The organism is Aquimarina muelleri DSM 19832 (genome assembly GCF_000430665.1).
In the GTDB taxonomy this organism is placed as follows: Bacteria; Bacteroidota; Bacteroidia; order Flavobacteriales; family Flavobacteriaceae; genus Aquimarina; species Aquimarina muelleri.
This window is the reverse complement of sequence record NZ_AUML01000045.1, coordinates 20,626-39,442: the sequence shown is the minus strand read 5'-3', so window position 1 is coordinate 39,442 and position 18,817 is coordinate 20,626. Positions and strand designations below refer to the sequence as shown.

Here is an 18,817-nt window from a genome sequence, read left to right as displayed (position 1 = left end):
GCTCAACGTGGATTTTGATGGAGCTTTGAGCATCCCTAAATGATTCAGATTACCCGTTGCAGAACGAAGACCATTACTTATATCACGTACAGATTGGCTATTAGCAAATTGACAAAATAACATTGAAACCAAGTGAGACCAGCTAGTAAAACCTTTTTGATGTTTGTCGCTTTGGTGAGAATTAACTAGTTTTTTGAATCTTGATTTATCTAGTTTACTGATTATTTGAGAAAACAAAGTTATATTTAGCATCGGAGAAAGGTGTTTTTTGTGTTGCACCACAAAGGTAACTTTGAGGAACAAATTTCCCTTTCTCTTTTTTACGTTTAGGACGCTATTGGCTTTGTTCTACAAAACAACTGAACCACTAATTATTTAATCGATTACTATCCGTTTTGGTACCTGAAGTTGATTTTTTAATCAAAAACTATTATGCTTTTGACACAAATCTTCAAGCTTTTCCAAAAACCTTGAAGGTTTAAAAAATTGATCGGAGTATTGAAAAATGTTATTGAGATACCAAGAAATACGCTCGGAGTGACAAGATACAACCTTGGAGTTACAGGAAATAACCTCGAAGTACCAAGAAATAGACCCGAAGTGGCAAGAAACAACCTCGGAGCCACAGGAAATACCTTCGGAGTGTTAGGAAATAAGTTCGGAGTGTTGAGAAATAACCTCGGAGTACTAAGAAATATCATCGGGGTACTCAGAAATGTCATCGTAGTGTCGAGAAATATATATAAAGTAGTAATAAACAAATCAATAACCTCGAATCAAACTCACGAGGTATGCTTCCAAAAATATATTTTGTTTTCGAGGCAAGCCTCGGAAAATTAAACTCCACAATGTGTTTTAAAACCTCCCTTTTTGTCCTTTTTTTTATGTTTCAGTATGAAATATATGCACAATTCCATTCCTGTACAATAATACCAAACAACCCTATATCTAATTCTACAGGAGCCTATTCTCTCTACAAGCCAGCCAATAAAATAAATTTTTCACTTTCAGAATAAGTTCTCTTATACCTATCGAGATAGTAATTCTAATAACAAATCTCATCCATTTAAACCTTCGAGGTTTTTGAAAAAACCTTGAAGGTTTGTGCCAGATTCGATCTGGTATTAAGCATAGCTGAGCTACGGTTTATATTTATTCTGAAATTGAGGTATAAAAAGAACATTTTATTCCAGTAAATTCAAATGATAAATGGTATTAACCCTAAAAAAACCTCATATTGCTATGAGGTTTTTCCGAATTAATACACTTTTAAAAAAAATTATCTAAGCATTATCTTCTCTGAAATACTTTGATTGCCATCTGTTATCTTTATAAAATAAATACCTGGAGTTAGCCCCTCTACATCAATCATGTTAGTAGAAGTATTTCCTGATTTCACTACACTACCCTGCATGTTAGTCATTACAAAAGTCGTATTTATATTATTTTTTACCTCTATTTTAATATATGTTGTAGCAGGATTTGGGTATACTTTGGCAGAAAACACTTTTTCTTTATTTTGTAATTCTTCGTTTACTTTTATAAAAGATGTTCCTTTTGTTTTAGCCGAAGCAGCCCCTATATTTACGGTATAATCCTCTACCTCTCCATATCCAAAAGTTTCGCAGGATGTACCAGTAGAATTCCATTTCATAGCAACACGCATTCTGGTTGTACCAGATACTGCAACAGAGGGTACATCAAAGGTATAAGATAAATTATCTGAGCTTGAAGAAAGTTCATTTACTACCTTTTCTGAAGCTTCAAAAGTTCCGTTTTTATTAAAATCAATCCATACAGACCAATATTCATTATAAGGTGCACTTGCAAACCCAGCACTTACTACAATAGTATTAGTACCATAAGATAAATTTGCCACCTGTGAGGTAAAATCTCCATACCCTCCATTTGCAAGAGTAGTATTAGAAATACCTCCTATTCCTACAAAATCTATATACTCATAATCAACTGTATTCCCTTTGGATGAACAATATGGAGTAGCAATAACATCTTGTGTAGTTATTGTTACCGAATTACTTTCTGCAGATACATTTCCTGCTGCATCATAAGCATACACTTTAAAAGAATACGTGGTCCCCGAACTAAGACCCGAAATATTATAATTATTTACAGAAGTAGTTGTAAGTAAAACAGCATCTTTATAAATAGAATATCCTTCTACACCTATATTATCTGTTGATGCTGTCCAAGAAACTTGAGCACTGTTCTCTGCTATATTAGAAGCTTTTAAGTTTGTAGGAATGCTTGGAGCTTTAGTATCTGTAGTAGTACTACTGCTACTAAAAGAATGTTTTCCTAAATCGTCAAAGGTATTTTGAGAATACGAATCCCATTCTACAACCTTATAAGTAGTGGATGGCGAGGATATTCCTGATTTTCTTCTAAGTGTTTTATCTTTAGCAAAATTAGATGACCCTCCGTTAAAAGTTCCTATAATGTCTATCAAAACTCCATTTTTAAATAAGCCAACTGGGTCATTACCATTAAATGTTAGAGCTGCTGATGAAGATATTAAATCTGCATTGTTTTTAACTACGCTAGTAGCCGAGTTATTTGCTATTACATAAACATTGTTATTTGCTAAAACCCCAGAAAGATTTAATGCTGTAGACCATGATCCAGAACCATTGGTTTGTCTTTTTATAGAGTATCCAGAAAGATTAATGGATCCTCCTGTATAATTTGCTATTTCTAGTGCTTTATTATTAGAAGACCCCTCTACATATTCAGAAAAAAATAATGCTGTAGCATCTCCTCCTGTTGCTATATTTTGGGTAGTTACATTAATTGTAGTACTGGATGCTGAAACATTACCCGCCGCATCTTTTGCTCTTACATAAAACGAATACGATGTATTAGGACTTAAGCCAGAAACGGTATAATTTGTTGTGTTTGCAGTACTTACTAGCGCATTGTTTCTATATACATTATATCCTGTAACCGCTGTATTATCTGTAGAAGCGCTCCATGAAAGTATGGTAGAGGTTGTTGTTGTATTAGCTGCTACCAAATTTGCAGGTACCGTTGGTGCTTGTGTATCGCTTCCTCCTGTAGTTCCAAATCTGTTTTCGGCTTGTGGTCCTCCCCATATTTGTGTTGCAAATGCAGGGTTGTCTATAAATGGATTTCGATTACCTTGTAGGTTTTCCAGAACAGGATTACGTTGTAACTCTAGTGCTGATACAGGATCCTCTGCATTCCATTCTAAAAATAATTGCAACATATTACTATCATTGGTAGCTTTAGAACCAACTCCTACATTTTTTGGCAAACAACGATTACCATAACGAATGTACATATACATCATCATTCGTGCAACATCTCCTTTCCACTCATCTCCTGGATACCAATATCCTTGAGAAGTTGTTCCAGAGTTACCAGAACCATCTGCAAATTTTCTACTACCTCTGGATGAGTTTCGTCCTACATCTGCAGGTCTTAAGTGATGTGCATCTGCTCCTGGGCCTGATGTTCCTAAATTTGGATTCCCTAAAGATTTTGGATACACATGCTCTCTGTTCCAATCCGTAGATCCTCCTCCGTTATTATTAACCCCTCTTGTTCTATCGTTATTAGAGTTTCCGTCTGTATCGTTATATCCATATAACAAAACTACTTTAGAAGAATTAGATGGAGCTAAGTCTGTTTGCTTTAAAGCGTTCCAAACTCCTGGAGTATATGACAGAAATGTAGAATGCGTATTGGTTACTTTAGTACTTAACTCGCTTTTTAAAGTTGTTCCTGTTGCATTAAGGTTTACATCATTATAATATGATGGTATTTGACTATATCCTAATATGGGTATAGCGAGTAATAAGAGTATAATTTTTTTCATTATTAAGGTTAGTTTTTATTAAGAATAATTTGATGGTTCCGAAACTAAAATTATTTTATCAAACACCCTATAGCAAAACGTTACCAAATTGTTACTTAGTATGTTGAAAACCTAAAATTTCATAAAAAAAAGTATAATAAATATTTTAAAATCAATAAATTACAAAAAAAACTACTGTTGATAAGTTATTTTTTGGAAGCATATCTGGCGAGCTCGCCAGATATGCTTCCAAAAATATATTTTGTTTTCGAGGAAAGTCTTGGAGAATTAAACTCCACAATGTGGATTGAAAACCTTTATGTTTTGTAGAGAGGCTATTATATAATCCAAAAGAGAACAATACCTCATATATTTAAAGGGTTTTACGCATCTGAATTTCAATAATTTATACTAAATTTAAGTCTAACATAAATTCAAAAAATAATGAAAAAAATTTTAAACTTAAATGGGGTTCAAAAATTATCTAAAGTAGAACAACAAGAAATAAGAGGAGCTGCTAGACCAAGGGTTTATTGTGGTGGTCCAAGAAGATGCTGCTTTCGCCTTGCTAATGGTAACGAATTCTGTGATCATGGATATTGCCAATCTAATGGGACTTGTATGTGGGCATAACCCTCAAAAAAAATAGATATCGAAGCATTAGTCATCTATTTTAAAACAACAAAATAGGATTTCTAAAAAGTGATAACTACAACTTTTTAGAAATCCTATTTTTTTAGTCTCGACAATCTCTTAAATCGATTAATTTCAAAAAACTACTCTAATAATTTTATGATAATAATTTAAAGGATTGTTTTGCTATCTCTAATTCTTCATTAGTAGGAATAACCAAAATTTTTACTCTGGATGTAGACTTACTAATATCCCGTATGTCTTTAGATCTTATATCGTTTTTATCGGTGTCTAACTCTATCCCGAAGTAATCTAAATCCTTACATACCAAATTTCGTATTACATTAGAATTTTCTCCAATTCCAGCTGTAAAAACAATAGCATCTAATCCATTCATAACCGCAGCATATGCTCCAATATATTTTTGGATACGGTATGCATTCATTTGTAGTGCTAATTGGCAATCTGTATTTCCTTTTGCTGCCTCAGACTCTATATCTCTTAAATCACTGTATCCTGTTAGCCCCAACATTCCACTTTCTTTTTGTAACAGTGTATTTACTTCGCTAAGAGAATACCCTAAAGAGTTAACCATATAAAAAATAACGGCAGGATCAATATCTCCACAACGGGTTCCCATAATTAACCCGTTCATAGGTGCAAAACCAAGAGTATGATCCACGCTTTTACCATCTTTAACGGCTGTCATACTACAACCATTACCTAAATGGATTGTAATTACTTTTGAATGTTCTTTAGCTAAAAAATCGATTGCTTTTTCTGAAACATACTTATGACTAGTTCCATGAAAACCATATACTCTTATATTGTTTTCTTCTAAAAACATATTAGGAATAGCATATTTATATGCTTCTACAGGAATAGTTTGATGAAAAGCGGTATCAAAAACTGCAATTTGTTTGGCTTTAGTAAAAATTTCTTCGGCTACTATAATCCCTTCTAGATTTGCTGGATTATGCAATGGTGCCAAAGCAGATAACTTCTCTATTTTTTGTTTTACTTCTTCAGTAATCTCTACTGTTTGTGCAAAAGTACTCCCTCCGTGCACTACACGATGCCCTACAGCTTGTATTTCTAATGCAGATTGAATTACCCCCACTTCAGGATCCATCAAAAGGCTTGCTATTAAATGTAATCCATCCTTATGTGTATTTATCTTTTCTTCTTTTTCTAAAGATTTATTTTTAGATGTATAGGTAATATTTGACTGTTTTAAACCAATACGCTCTACTAATCCCGAGCAAATAACCTTTGCCTCTGGCATCGTAAATAACTGAAACTTAATAGATGAACTCCCTGAATTTAATATAAGTATTTGCATAGTTTTTTTTAAGGTGTCTAATCTCCATAATTAGAAGTAGAGCTGGCTATTTATATCTTTTTTATAGGTTTAATCTTTTACTTATTATAATCCTTGTGCTTGAATAGCCGTTATAATCACCGTATTGTAAACATCATCTACAGTACATCCTCTACTCAAATCATTAACTGGTTTATTCAATCCTTGTAACATAGGACCGATTGCTAAAGCTCCTGTTTCTCTTTGTACTGCTTTGTATGTATTGTTACCTGTATTCAAATCAGGAAATATCAACACACTAGCCTGCCCTGCTACTTCAGAATTAGGAAGTTTACTTTGTCCTATTTGCATATCGACTGCTGCATCATATTGTATAGGCCCTTCTATTTTAAGATCGGGGCGTTTTTCTTTAACAATTGCTGTTGCTGCTCTTACGATTTCTACATCTTCGCCCTTACCCGACGTTCCAGAGGAATACGATAGCATAGCTACTTTGGGTTCGATCCCAAATGCTGCTGCAGATTCTGAAGAAGAAATAGCTATTTCTGCTAATTGTTCGGCATTAGGGTTTGGGTTGATAGCGCAATCTCCAAAAACAGATACTCTATCTTCTAAACACATAAAAAATACAGAAGATACTACTTTTACTCCTGGTTTGGTTTTAATAAACTGTAGAGCTGGTCTTATAGTATGTTGCGTAGTATGTACTGCTCCAGAAACCATTCCATCTGCATGTCCTTTATAAATCATCATCGTTCCAAAATAAGACACATCTGCCATCATATCCTTTGCCATATCTAAGTTAACATCTTTATGTTTTCTTAGTTCATAAAAGGTTTGCACATAATCCTCATAGTACGGGGACTCTGTAGGAGAAACAATATTTAATTTACTAAAGTCTATAGGAATATCTAGTTTAACTACTTTACTTTTTATTTTCTTCTCATTACCAATTAAGGTAATATCTACTACTCCTGAGGCCAATAATCTGGAGGTAGCTCTTAAAATTCTTTCATCAGAACCTTCTGGTAAAACAATATGTTTTTTATGTTGTAAGGCACGTCTTAGCAGGTTATACTGAAACATTCTAGGGGTTAAACCTTCTGACTCAAAAGTTATTAAACGATCTGCCAAATGATCTTCGTTTACGTATTTTGCAAAAGTGCTAATCGAAGTATTAATTTTTTGAAGGTTATCTAAGTAGATTTTAGATTTAATAGATCCTATTTTATTGGTTACAGAAAAAGTACCTTCAGGCACTGATATTATAGGAAAAGATAAAGATACTCCTTCTATTAACTTAAGTATTGGTTTCTCAGGAATGATTCCTCCAGTTAATATAATTCCTGATATTTTTGGGTAGTTATCCGAGATATTTGCTTGCAATACTCCTAAAATAATATCTGCACGATCTCCTGGTGTAATTACAAGACTATTCTCTTTGAGATGTGTTAAATAATTTCGTAGCTGCATTGCTCCTACTCCAAAACTTCCTGCTTGATTATTTAAATATTCTTTACCAAATAAAACGGTACCATGTAATTTATGTACAATCTCTTTTATGGTAGGATTAATTAAAGAATTGACTTTTGGAATAATAATACGATCTACATTATTTTTAAATTCTTTTTCAAAATCCTTTTCTAAGTCCTTCTCACAGCCTGGTATAACCTTATTAGCTACCATAGCTAAAACCTCTACATCTTTACCACTAAAAGTATCGAACGCTAATTTAAAGTTAGCAACAAGCTCTTCATTTTTTTTATCAATACCACTGGCTACAATAATAGCTGGAATTCCTAAGTTTTTGGCAATTATAACATTGATATCAAACTCTATAATACTTCCTTCATCCGAAAAATCTGTACCTTCCACCAATACAAAATCAAATTTTTCTTCCAGATTTTTATACTTCTTTATGATTTCATCTATGATCTCTCCAGATTTACCTTGATTATATTTCTGAAGCACCTCGCTTCTGGTATATGCATATGCGTTTTTAAAATTAATGTCTAGTTCAAAATGGGATATAACAGTGTTTATATGGTTATCTACTTCCCCTTCTGCAGGATCATCAATAATTGGTCTAAAATACCCTACTTTAGCAATTTTACCCAATAGCATACGCATCATACCTAAAACAACAATAGATTTACCACTGTTAGGCTCTATGGTGGCAATATAAACAGCTTTACTCATAAATATAAATTTGGTGCGACAAAGATACGTTAATAGGCTAATCTAACATAAAATACACAGGATATCCAATCCCTTTATATCATACTCCTAGAATATTAACAATTCGGTTCTTTTTTCATTAAAAAAAGGCTTAGAACTCTTCTAAACCTTTTACTAAACTAAATAAATTTTAATGACTTTAATCTGGTTTTTTTTCTTCTTTTAGTAATTGCTTTATAAAACTATCAAAATCCTTTTTGAAATCTATATATTTTTGACCGGTAGCTGGCCCATTAAAACCTGTATGTATTTTTCGAACTTGTCCTTTTTTATCTATTATAATCGTAGTTGGATACGACAGTACATGATTTAGCATTGGTAATTTTTCTTGTGCTTTTTCCTTATCAGAAGTACCATATTGGGCCAGTAAAATCGGATATTCTACTTTTAGTTTACTCTGTAATCTTTGTATAGAAGTAAATGCTTTTTCTTTGGTTTTTGCATATTCAAAAGCCAAAGCTACAAACTCTACATCTGCATTTTTGTGGCTATTATAATAATCTACATAGTATTTAGTCTCATCCATACAATTAGGACACCATGTTCCCATTATCTGTACAACAACAACCTTGTCCTCAAATTTTTTATCTTGAAGCGATACTTTATTTCCTTTACTATCAGGAAAATTAAATTCGAGTGTTTTATACCCTTCTTTTAAAAATGTTAAAGAATCTTCTAAAGGTAATTCGTAGTGCTCATTTTTTTTAGCTACAAAAGGTTCTTTCCAGTGATTACCAGAATAAAAATACCCTTTTAATGTATTACCTGTTATTTGCCCTGTAAACAAAAATGCATGTGCTCCATCAAAAGTAGATAATTGTAACTGATCTTTGTTTATAACTCCTTCTAAGTATCGATAATCTCCTGTTGTAGTTCTAAATGTTCCTGTTACTATATTCCCATTTTGAGTAAATATGCCTTTTGCTATATATCTATCTGCATCCTTATCTTTACTAAAAACGGTTTCCCAATTGCCTGTTATATTATATTTTGGTTTAGAAAGAATATCAAATCGATCCTGTTCTCCATATTTTGCTTCAAAAGGCACTATTCTATCTTGGCTTTCTTTAATAAAACTTCCTGTAATTGTTATAGAGTCTATAAATCGAGCCGCAATATACCCTTCAAACACTGGGAACTTAATTTTTATAGAATCTCCTTCTATCCAAACTTCATCAATGTCAATGATTTCTTCTGCATTAAATATTTGTAATGTTTGGTCCTCCATCACTTCCATCAAAAAAGGCAAACTTTTATTATCTTGAACCTTTAGCGTAGCTCTCCAAGGACCACTTTTAAATTCGGTATTCTTTATTTTGTTGTCTTTCTTACAAGAAGAAAAAACAGTTGCAATTATAAACAGTGATATTACTATTCTTTTCATTATATTTTTTAATAAGTGTTCGAAAGTTTGTATTATTTCGATAGGATTAAACAAGATAATTATATGTTTTAAAGAAAATAAAAATAAACTAAAACTACTAATTACCTCCTAAAATAAATGATTTGTATTTTTATTATTTGCTCTCAAATCTAACTTTTAGATAGTTGCAATATTATCATAAAAAAATCCAGAAAGCTATTTATAACTTTCTGGAAAATCTGTCTTTTTTTATACTTTACTAAAAAAATCTATTTTTCTTTTATGTATAGTTTTTCTAATTTTTCTTTTCCTGCTTTTAATTTTTCTTTCCCTTTAGAAATTGCTTCTTTCAAAGCATTTAATTTTATTTCTGCTTTAGCTATTTTAGCTTCTTTTTCTGTGATTTCTTCGGGAGTGAGTGCTTCTTCTCCTTCTTTTTCTTTAGCTTTTGCTAAGCGTTCTTTAGCAGCTTCTATTTTTTGCTTTCCTTTTGTTATTCTTTCTTCATTTTTCTTAATCACTTCACTACGCTTTTCAATCATTTCTTTAGCTTCTCCTGCTCTAGCTAGACCAAATTCTTTACCTACTAAACCTTCTTTATTTTTACTATACGCTTTTTCTTTGGTTTCTTTTTTAGCTTTTTTAAAAGCTTTTTCGGCTTTCTCTTCTGCTTTTTCAATCTTTTTTGCTACTTTTTCTCTTACCTCTTCTGTCTTTTCTTTTACTTCATCTTCTAATTCTTCAGCTTTTTCTTTTCCTTTTTGTTTTACATCTTCCACTTTTTCTTTACTTTCTTTCAATTTTTCTTGCCCTTTATTTTTATTATCAAGAATCTTTTGTTTGGCTTCCTGAGATTTTCCTTGGGCAAAAGTTGTTGAATTCCCTAAAACGAAAATCAGCATCAATATCATTATTAATTTAAGTGGTTTCATAGTTTTTTGTTTTGGTTAATTAATGATGTTATAAATGTTTTTTTAAATACTATCCAAATCTTCTAAAGACTCTTCTAACTCTTCTACTTTAGATTCTACTTCTTCAGAAATTTGTTCTAGTTCAGATTCCACTGCTTCAATTTTTTCAATAGCAACTTTTGTTTCTTCTGCTTCTTTTTTCTTATCGGTACAAGAAAACATTCCTAAGAAAAGTAGTAAAGCAAATAATTGGATTGTTGTTTTCATAATTATGGGTTGTTCTTTAGTATAAGTGAAATAGTATTATTTAATCCACATTGTGAATTTAATTCTCCAAGGTTTGTATCAAAAACAAAATATATTTTCGGAAACATACCTCGTGAAATTGCTCCGAGTTTATTGATTTTAAAAAACTTATGTTGATATTTTATATAATATATTTTTTACAGTACGATAAAAAAAATTAAATTCTTGATCATTACATAAACCTATTATTCTTTAATCTTTACCGCTTTTCCTTTTTTTAATTGCTCTAGTTTTTCAGAATCTCGTATTACTAAAATATTCGTAGTATTAGTCTCTTTTTTACTTTTTACTTTTAAGTTTTTAACATTTTCATCATTCAAATAAAATACTTCATCTCCATCTTTTGTTTGGTGTGATTTCAATATATTGGATGTCATTTTTTCTTTTCCCTGTTTCTTTTTTTTAATAGACATAGGAATACTAGACTTAGTAGGCAAACTTTGAGTCTCTAAACCATCTTGTTTTTGAACCTTTTTATTCTTAGATTCTTTACTTTTTATTTTATCTGGGTTTTCTGTTTTTTTTTCTTGCGAAAAAGCGGTATTTCCAAACAAAATAAAACAAACGACTAATAGTATATATTTAAGGGGATTCATCATTATATATTTTTGTATATATCAAAAATAATAAAAAAACAGGTCTTTAAATCATGAAAATCACTTTATTACATACTTTCAATTTCCTTACAATGAAATTATTAAAAAAAATTACTTTCTTTTTTATGAAGATAAGATAGTTCTAATTTGTATCCTCTACCCAATATAGTATCTTTACCAACTGAATTTTAGAAAGAGTACCGATGAAGATTTCATATAACTGGCTAAAACAATTTATCAAGACCGATTGGGATGTCGAAAAAACTGGTGAACTTCTTACCGATTTAGGTTTAGAAGTAGAAGGAATAGATGCTTATCAAAGTGTAAAAGGAGGATTAGAAGGTGTTGTCGTAGGACAAGTTATTACCTGCGAAAAACATCCTAATGCAGATAAATTAAAAATTACAAAAGTTGATTTAGGTAATGGTCAGCAAGTACAGATAGTTTGTGGCGCACCTAATGTTGCTGCAGGTCAAAAAGTTCCTGTAGCTACTATTGGCACTAAGTTATACGATGAACAAGGAAAGGAATGGGTAATAAAAAAAGGGAAAATACGAGGCGAAGAAAGTCATGGAATGATCTGTGCAGAAGATGAATTAGGTTTGGGAAAAAATCATGATGGAATTATGGTTTTAGATACAGATATCTCCGTAGGCACAAAAGCTTCTAAAATATTTGATATTGAAAATGATAAAATTTTTGAAATTGGTCTTACCCCAAATCGTGCAGATGCTATGAGCCATTGGGGAGTTGCTCGTGATCTTAAAGCTGGACTATCCCAAAAAGATATTAATTTAGAACTTATTACTCCTTCAGTTAGCAGTTTTAGAGTAGAAAACAGACTACATAAAATTGATGTGGAAGTAAAAAAACCAAATTTAGCTCCAAGATATTGCGGTGTAATAATTTCTGATATTAAAGTTAAGGAATCTCCCACATGGATACAACATAGATTAAAAGCTATTGGAGTTACTCCTAAAAATAATGTTGTAGATGTTACCAATTATGTTTTACATGAATTAGGGCAACCTTTACACGCTTTTGACGCGCATAATATTGAAGGAAATAAAATTGAAGTAAAAACAATTGAAACAGGTACTAAATTCACAACATTAGACGAAGTAGAAAGAGAGCTACATCCAGAAGATTTAATGATTTGTGATGCCGTAAAACCACTTTGTATTGCTGGGGTTTTTGGAGGTGTTAACTCTGGTGTAACAAAAACTACCACTTCTGTTTTCTTAGAAAGTGCATATTTTGATCCTGTTAGTATTCGAAAAACTGCTAAACGACATGGTTTAAACACAGACGCATCTTTTAGGTTTGAACGAGGGATTGATCCAAATATCACAGAATACGCTCTTAAAAGAGCCGCTTTATTAATACAAGAATTTGCAGGAGGAGTTATTTCTAGTGAGATTATAGATTTATACCCTAAAAAAATAGAAGATTTTCAAGTATTCTTATCTTTTGAAAATACAACTAAATTAATAGGAGAAGAATTACCACCAGAAACTATTAAAAAGATACTTACCTCACTAGACATTAAAATTAATAGTGTAACAGAATCTGGTGTTGGTTTAACCATACCTGCCTATAGAAATGATGTACAAAGAGAAGCAGATGTTATTGAAGAGATACTTAGAGTATACGGCTATAATAATATTAGTTTCACTCAAAAATTAAATGCTTCGATATCTAATATTGATAAATTTGCAGATCATAATATACAAAATACTATTTCTAACCAATTAGCAGCCCAAGGGTTTAATGAGATGTTAGCCAATTCGCTTACATCTCCAGAATATACCTCCCTAAATGAGCAACTTAAAAGTGAAAATGATGTAGTGATGCTAAATCCTCTAAGTAATGATTTAGCAATATTAAGAAGATCTATGTTGTTTTCAGGATTAGAGGCAGTATCTTATAATATTAATAGAAAACGTGCAGATCTTAAATTATTTGAATTCGGTAAGACCTACCATAGCTACGAAAGCGGAAGAATCGAAAATAAACATTTAAGTGTTCTTATTTCTGGTAACAGATCACAAGAAACTTGGAATATTAATTCAAAAACCAGCGACTTCTTTTATTTAAAAGGAATTGTTTTATCTATTTTAGATCGTTTAGGAATAACCAAACTAAAAACAACACCTATACAAAATAACCTATTTGCAGAAGGTATTTCATTATATATAGGCAAATCTAAATTAGTAGATCTTGGAATTGTAAAAAAGCGTATCACAAAACATTTTTCTATATCACAAGAGGTTTTATTTGCAGATTTTAAATGGGATACTGTTTTAGAATACACAAGATACAATAAAGTAAAATATACTGATATCTCTAAATTTCCTGAAGTGCGTCGAGATTTTGCCCTTTTATTAGACGAATCTATTAATTTTGAAGAGATTCATACCCTTGCAAAACAAACAGAAAAATCATTTTTGAAGGAGGTTAGTTTATTTGATGTCTATCAAGGAAAAAACTTGCCTAAAGGTAAAAAATCTTATGCAGTAAGTTTTACATTACAAGACGATAAAAAGACTCTTACCGATAAGCAAATTGATAAAATCATGAATAAGTTACAATATAACTTTGAAAGTAAATTAGGAGCAGAATTACGCTAAACATAATACTTCTTTATTTTTACTATTAAACTGAGAAAAAGGTAATACTCCATTTAAAGGGTATTACCTTTTTTAGTTTCTAATACCATTTATCAAAAAAAACATAAAGTTAATGTTTTACTATATCTAAACAAATTCAATGAAAATCCAGTGAATCAACTTAAATTAAACCAAATTTTAAATACTGATTATGAATTTTAGTGATGATGAGTTAAAAGAAATTGAAAAACAGCTATCTAACCCTGAAGGAGAGTTTGGAATTAAGATTGCTGAAAACATGAATGAATCTAATATTCAAATGACAATTTCTTCTATTGATTTTTTAAATTTATCAGAGTCTGATATTATCTTGGAAATTGGTCATGGAAATTGTGCCCATCTCAAAAAAATATTCGACAAAATAAAAAATGTTCAATATTATGGGTTAGAAATATCAAAAACAATGAAAGATGAAGCTGAACGAATTAATAAAGAGCTTATACTAAGAAATGATGTTAATTTTGATATATATAACGGAATCAAAATTCCATTCTCTAAGGATTCTTTTCATAAAATATTTACAGTTAACACTATCTATTTCTGGAAAAAACCAGCAGCTTTTTTAAGAGAAATTCATCGAGTTTTAAAAAAAGACGGGATCTTAGTTTTGACATTCGCTCAGAAAGAGTTCATGAAAAACCTTCCTTTTGTAAAAGAAAAATTTAATCTTTATGACAATAAGGACTTACACCAACTTATAAAGAAAATAGATTTAGAAATAATAGAAATTGCTAATAAAACCGAAAGAGTGAAAAGTAAATCTGGTGATTTAGTCGACAGAAAGTACTCTGTAGTAAAAATAAAAAAACTATAATAAACTAAATAGCCCTGTGTTTTTACACAGGGCTATTTAGTTTATTATTAGAAAGGTAGCTTATTAATTACCTCCTTCTAAAGCTTTAAGTTTATTTTTCATTTCATCAGCTTTAGGATCATCTAACTGATAAAAGATATTCATTAAAGTACGTATAGCCTCAACATTATCTGGTTGACTCTTCAAGGCTCCTTCTAAATACGGAACTGCACTTTTATATAGATCTTCTCTTGCAACTTTAAGTTCTTCGTATCTTTTATTATCTTTTGAAGATGTCCCAAGAGCATTCATTTCATCAACAATTTTAGTTTCTCCTCCTAAAAGAATAGAAGCTATATTTATTTGAGCTGAAGCATAATCTGGTCTTAATTCTAATGATTTTTTATAATAACCTAAAGCCTGATCATTATCTCCCAAACGAGATGCGCTAACCCCTAAGTTGTATAATAAATCTGGGTTTTCAGGATCGTTAGCAACTATTTTTTCCATAATCTCTTTATACTTTGCTATATTGCCTAATTTGTAATAAAGATCTGCTTCTGCTTGCATTAAAGTAGAATCATTAGGGTTTTCTTTTTTTGCGTCTTCAATTGCAGCTATCGCTTCTTCATCTTTTCCTTCACTCATATAGATCAAAGCTATGTTTTTAGCTATTTCTCCTTTTCTAGATTCAGATTTACGTAATTCTGGTTTAATATATGTACCTGACTTTACAGAAAAATCTCTTGTTTGTTTTGAATCAAAAGGTTCTACTTCTCCTGTTTCCTTATTAGTCGCTACGTATTCTTCCTTTACTCCACTAAAACCAAGATCTTTTAACTCATTGTAATATTTTAGAGCTTCCATGTAGTGCTTACCATTAACCGCATTACTCGCTGCATAATACAAATAAGTAGTATCTGCTTTATTTGTGGTATATGCTAAATAAAGTTTTTCCGATGCTCCTTTATAATTTTTTACATCCTGATCTTTTATTGCTTTTTCAACCAAAGACTGGCGTATTTTCTGTATTTTCTGAGTTGCATCTGTACCATATTTAGATCCTCCACCAGCTTTTTCTATTTCAATTGTTTTATTATACGCATTAGCAGCACCTTCTATCTTCGCCAAAGAATCTCCCGCAGAAGAAGCTAAAACCTGTCCTTTAAGAAAATAATATTGTGCTTTTAATTTTTCATCGGCGGCACTTAATTGCCCTTCTGCTGCTTTTAATGCTTCTGCCGCTATATCCATATTACCAGACTTTAGAGCTTTGGAAGCTTCTTTTAATGCTTGTTTTTGAGAAAATCCAACAGCACTAAATGCTAAGAATAGTACTACGATAAATTTAGTCTTCATTACTTTATTTTTTAAAATTGGGATTTGTTTATTATTCTGTTTCTTTATCAACATTCGTGCCATCTATAGAAATATCTGGATCTTCAGTAGAAGCGTCTACATCTTCTATAATATCATCTTCTACTATTTCATCATCATCGTGCATAACTTTTGCTACTGCAGCAATAGAATCTTTCCCTTTAAGGTTAATCAATCGTACCCCTTGTGTTGCACGCCCCATTACTCTTAAATCTTCTATAGCAAGTCTAATAGCTATTCCTGATTTATTAATAATCATTAAATCATCTTGATCTGTAACATTTTTAACAGCTACAAGGTTACCTGTTTTTTTAGTTACAGAGATAGTCTTTACTCCTTTACCACCTCTATTGGTTACTCTATAATCTTCTAACTTTGAACGTTTACCATAACCATTTTCTGAAACCACCAAAATATTACTGTCCATTTCATTTACAGCAACCATTCCTATTACTTCGTCTTTGTCATCTGCTAATCGTATTCCTCTTACCCCAGATGCTCCACGACCCATTGGTCTCGTTTTTTCTTCTTCAAATCGTATTGCCTTACCAGATTTTACAGCAAGCATTACCTGACTCTTACCATCTGTTAATTTAGCCTCAAGAAGTTCATCACCATCCTTTATCGTAATAGCATTTATACCATTAGTCCTTGGTCTAGAGTATTGCTCTAATGATGTCTTTTTGACCTGACCTTTCTTTGTTGCCATTATGACATAATGAGAATTAATATACTCTTCGTCTTTAAGATCCTGAGTACAAATAAAAGCTTTCACTTTATCATCACTATGTATATTAATTAGGTTTTGAATAGCTCTTCCTTTAGATGTTTTACTACCCTCTGGAATTTCATACACACGCATCCAGAAACATTTCCCTGTTTGCGTAAAAAATAACATATATTGATGATTTGTTCCTACAAATAGATGTTCAAGAAAATCTTCATTACGTGTTGTACTTCCTTTTTGTCCTACTCCCCCTCTATGCTGTTTTTTATATTCATTAAGAGATGTTCTTTTAATATATCCTGCATGAGAAATAGTTATTACTACTTTTTCATTCGGGATCATATCTTCAATACTTAAATCTCCTCCTGCATATTCGATTTGAGAACGGCGTTCATCTCCATACTTTTCTTTTACTTCGATCAACTCGTCTTTGATGATTTGCATTCTACGATCTTTCTTATCTAAGATATCTTTAAGATCTTCAATAGTTTTCATCAATTCTTCATACTCTGCACGTAATTTATCCTGCTCTAGTCCAGTAAGCTGGCGTAAGCGCATTTCTACAATTGCTTTTGCCTGAAGTTCGGATAATTTAAATCTTTCAATTAATTTTTCGCGAGCTTCATCTGCATTAGAAGACGCTCTTATTAAAGCTATTACCTCGTCTATATTATCCGATGCAATAATTAAACCCTCTAGAATATGTGCTCTTTCTTCGGCTTTCCTTAATTCATATCTTGTACGGCGAATAACAACTTCGTGTCTATGTTCAACAAAATGATAAATCATTTCTTTCACATTTAATAACTGTGGTCTGCCTTTTACTAAGGCAATGTTATTAACACTAAAAGAAGATTGTAATGCTGTATATTTATATAAAAGATTTAGAACTATATTAGGTATTGCATCTCGTTTTAAAACGTACACAATACGCATACCATTTCTATCAGATTCATCTCGAATCGTAGAGATTCCGTCTATTTTTTTATCATTTACAAGATCGGCAGTCTTTTTAATCATGTCCGCCTTATTTACCTGATAAGGAATTTCTGTTACGATAATAGACTCTCTTCCATTAACTTCCTCAAAAATAGCTTTGGCTCGCATTACAATCCTTCCCCTACCTGTCTTAAAAGCTTCTCTTACTCCATCATATCCGTAAATTGTACCTCCTGTAGGAAAATCAGGTGCCTTGATATGCTGTATAAGTTCATCTATTTCAATATCATTATTTTCAATGTAAGCAATAGTACCATCCACAACCTCACTTAAATTATGAGGAGGCATATTGGTAGCCATACCTACTGCAATACCAGAAGCACCATTAATTAATAACCCTGGTACTCTTGTAGGGAGAACTGTTGGCTCTAATAATGTATCATCAAAGTTAAGAGTATGATCTACAGTTTCTTTTTCAATATCAGCTAGCATATCCTCAGATATCTTACGCATTCTTGCCTCTGTATAACGCATTGCTGCAGGACTATCTCCATCTACAGAACCAAAGTTACCCTGACCATCTACAAGCATGTACCTCAAACTCCATTCTTGAGCCATACGAACCATAGTGTCATATACCGAAGTATCTCCATGAGGGTGATACTTACCTAATACCTCTCCTACAATTCTTGCAGATTTCTTATGAGCACTATTTGCTTTAACACCCAATTCATACATACCAAACAAAACACGTCTATGTACGGGTTTAAGACCATCTCTAACATCCGGAAGAGCTCGAGAAACAATAACAGACATTGAATAATCAATGTATGCAGATTTCATCTCATCTTCTATATTGATAGGTATAAGCTTTTCTCCTTCTGCCATAAAAAATTTTTTTATTCTAAAATTAATTAATTAAACGCGCTAATTTAAACAATCTAAGACTGTTTTAACACCTATTCATCTATGTAATATACGTAATTTATTAACAATAATAAGGATATATATAGTTAATAAGTCTATTATTATAGGTTTTGATTATTAAAGCATTTTTTGTCTATTTACAATATAGAAGTAAAAAACATTAAAATTATATGACAAATTAC

13 protein-coding genes are annotated in these 18,817 nt (G+C 31.6%); 3 read left to right on the top strand and 10 right to left on the bottom strand.

The genetic code is table 11. The annotated features are described in order from the left end of the window. Positions 1 to 252, bottom strand: a 252-nt coding sequence (locus tag H527_RS0116365) for a DUF4372 domain-containing protein (RefSeq protein ID WP_027413692.1), incomplete at its 3' end; no start/stop codon positions are given. Positions 253 to 1,279: 1,027 nt separating this feature from the next. Next, positions 1,280 to 3,856 carry an endonuclease gene (locus tag H527_RS23240; protein WP_051316829.1) on the bottom strand — a complete coding sequence of 859 codons (2,577 nt, stop codon included), beginning with the start codon at positions 3,854 to 3,856 and terminating at the stop codon, positions 1,280 to 1,282. A 423-nt stretch (positions 3,857 to 4,279) separates the two neighbouring features. Between H527_RS23240 and H527_RS0116355 the strand changes: the two genes are divergently transcribed. After that, positions 4,280 to 4,468, top strand: coding sequence for a hypothetical protein (locus H527_RS0116355; RefSeq protein ID WP_027413691.1), 189 nt, complete (start codon positions 4,280 to 4,282; stop codon positions 4,466 to 4,468). A gap of 157 nt (positions 4,469 to 4,625) precedes the next feature. Here H527_RS0116355 and H527_RS0116350 read toward each other — a convergent pair whose 3' ends face one another. The 6 genes from H527_RS0116350 to H527_RS0116325 form a co-directional block, all read right to left on the bottom strand. Then, positions 4,626 to 5,810 (bottom strand): acetate/propionate family kinase, encoded by a 1,185-nt coding sequence (locus H527_RS0116350; RefSeq protein WP_027413690.1) that lies wholly within the window; start codon positions 5,808 to 5,810, stop codon positions 4,626 to 4,628. 84 nt (positions 5,811 to 5,894) lie between these two features. Beyond that, positions 5,895 to 7,988, bottom strand: a complete 2,094-nt coding sequence (gene pta / locus H527_RS0116345) for a phosphate acetyltransferase (RefSeq protein WP_027413689.1) — start codon at positions 7,986 to 7,988, stop codon at positions 5,895 to 5,897. 178 nt (positions 7,989 to 8,166) lie between these two features. Continuing rightward, positions 8,167 to 9,411 (bottom strand): peroxiredoxin family protein, encoded by a 1,245-nt coding sequence (locus H527_RS0116340; protein WP_035088519.1) that lies wholly within the window; start codon positions 9,409 to 9,411, stop codon positions 8,167 to 8,169. Between the two features lie 248 nt (positions 9,412 to 9,659). Further along, positions 9,660 to 10,322: a hypothetical protein gene (locus H527_RS24055; RefSeq protein ID WP_027413687.1), complete on the bottom strand. Its 663-nt coding sequence runs from the start codon at positions 10,320 to 10,322 to the stop codon at positions 9,660 to 9,662. A gap of 42 nt (positions 10,323 to 10,364) precedes the next feature. After that, complete coding sequence (locus tag H527_RS0116330) at positions 10,365 to 10,568, bottom strand: hypothetical protein (protein ID WP_027413686.1); 204 nt, start codon at positions 10,566 to 10,568, stop codon at positions 10,365 to 10,367. A gap of 224 nt (positions 10,569 to 10,792) precedes the next feature. Further along, complete coding sequence (locus H527_RS0116325; protein WP_027413685.1) at positions 10,793 to 11,203, bottom strand: hypothetical protein; 411 nt, start codon at positions 11,201 to 11,203, stop codon at positions 10,793 to 10,795. A 203-nt stretch (positions 11,204 to 11,406) separates the two neighbouring features. Here H527_RS0116325 and pheT point away from each other — a divergent pair, with 203 nt between their 5' ends. Next, positions 11,407 to 13,833, top strand: a complete 2,427-nt coding sequence (gene pheT, locus H527_RS0116320) for a phenylalanine--tRNA ligase subunit beta (protein WP_027413684.1) — start codon at positions 11,407 to 11,409, stop codon at positions 13,831 to 13,833. Between the two features lie 190 nt (positions 13,834 to 14,023). After that, positions 14,024 to 14,686, top strand: a complete 663-nt coding sequence (locus tag H527_RS0116315) for a class I SAM-dependent methyltransferase (protein ID WP_027413683.1) — start codon at positions 14,024 to 14,026, stop codon at positions 14,684 to 14,686. Positions 14,687 to 14,749: 63 nt separating this feature from the next. Here H527_RS0116315 and H527_RS0116310 read toward each other — a convergent pair whose 3' ends face one another. Together H527_RS0116310 and gyrA are read right to left on the bottom strand one after the other, a co-directional pair. Continuing rightward, on the bottom strand, positions 14,750 to 16,024 hold the full coding sequence (locus H527_RS0116310) for a tetratricopeptide repeat protein (RefSeq protein WP_027413682.1): 1,275 nt from the start codon (positions 16,022 to 16,024) through the stop codon (positions 14,750 to 14,752). Between the two features lie 31 nt (positions 16,025 to 16,055). Next, positions 16,056 to 18,596, bottom strand: coding sequence for a DNA gyrase subunit A (gene gyrA / locus H527_RS0116305; protein ID WP_027413681.1), 2,541 nt, complete (start codon positions 18,594 to 18,596; stop codon positions 16,056 to 16,058). Positions 18,597 to 18,817: the final 221 nt, after the last annotated feature.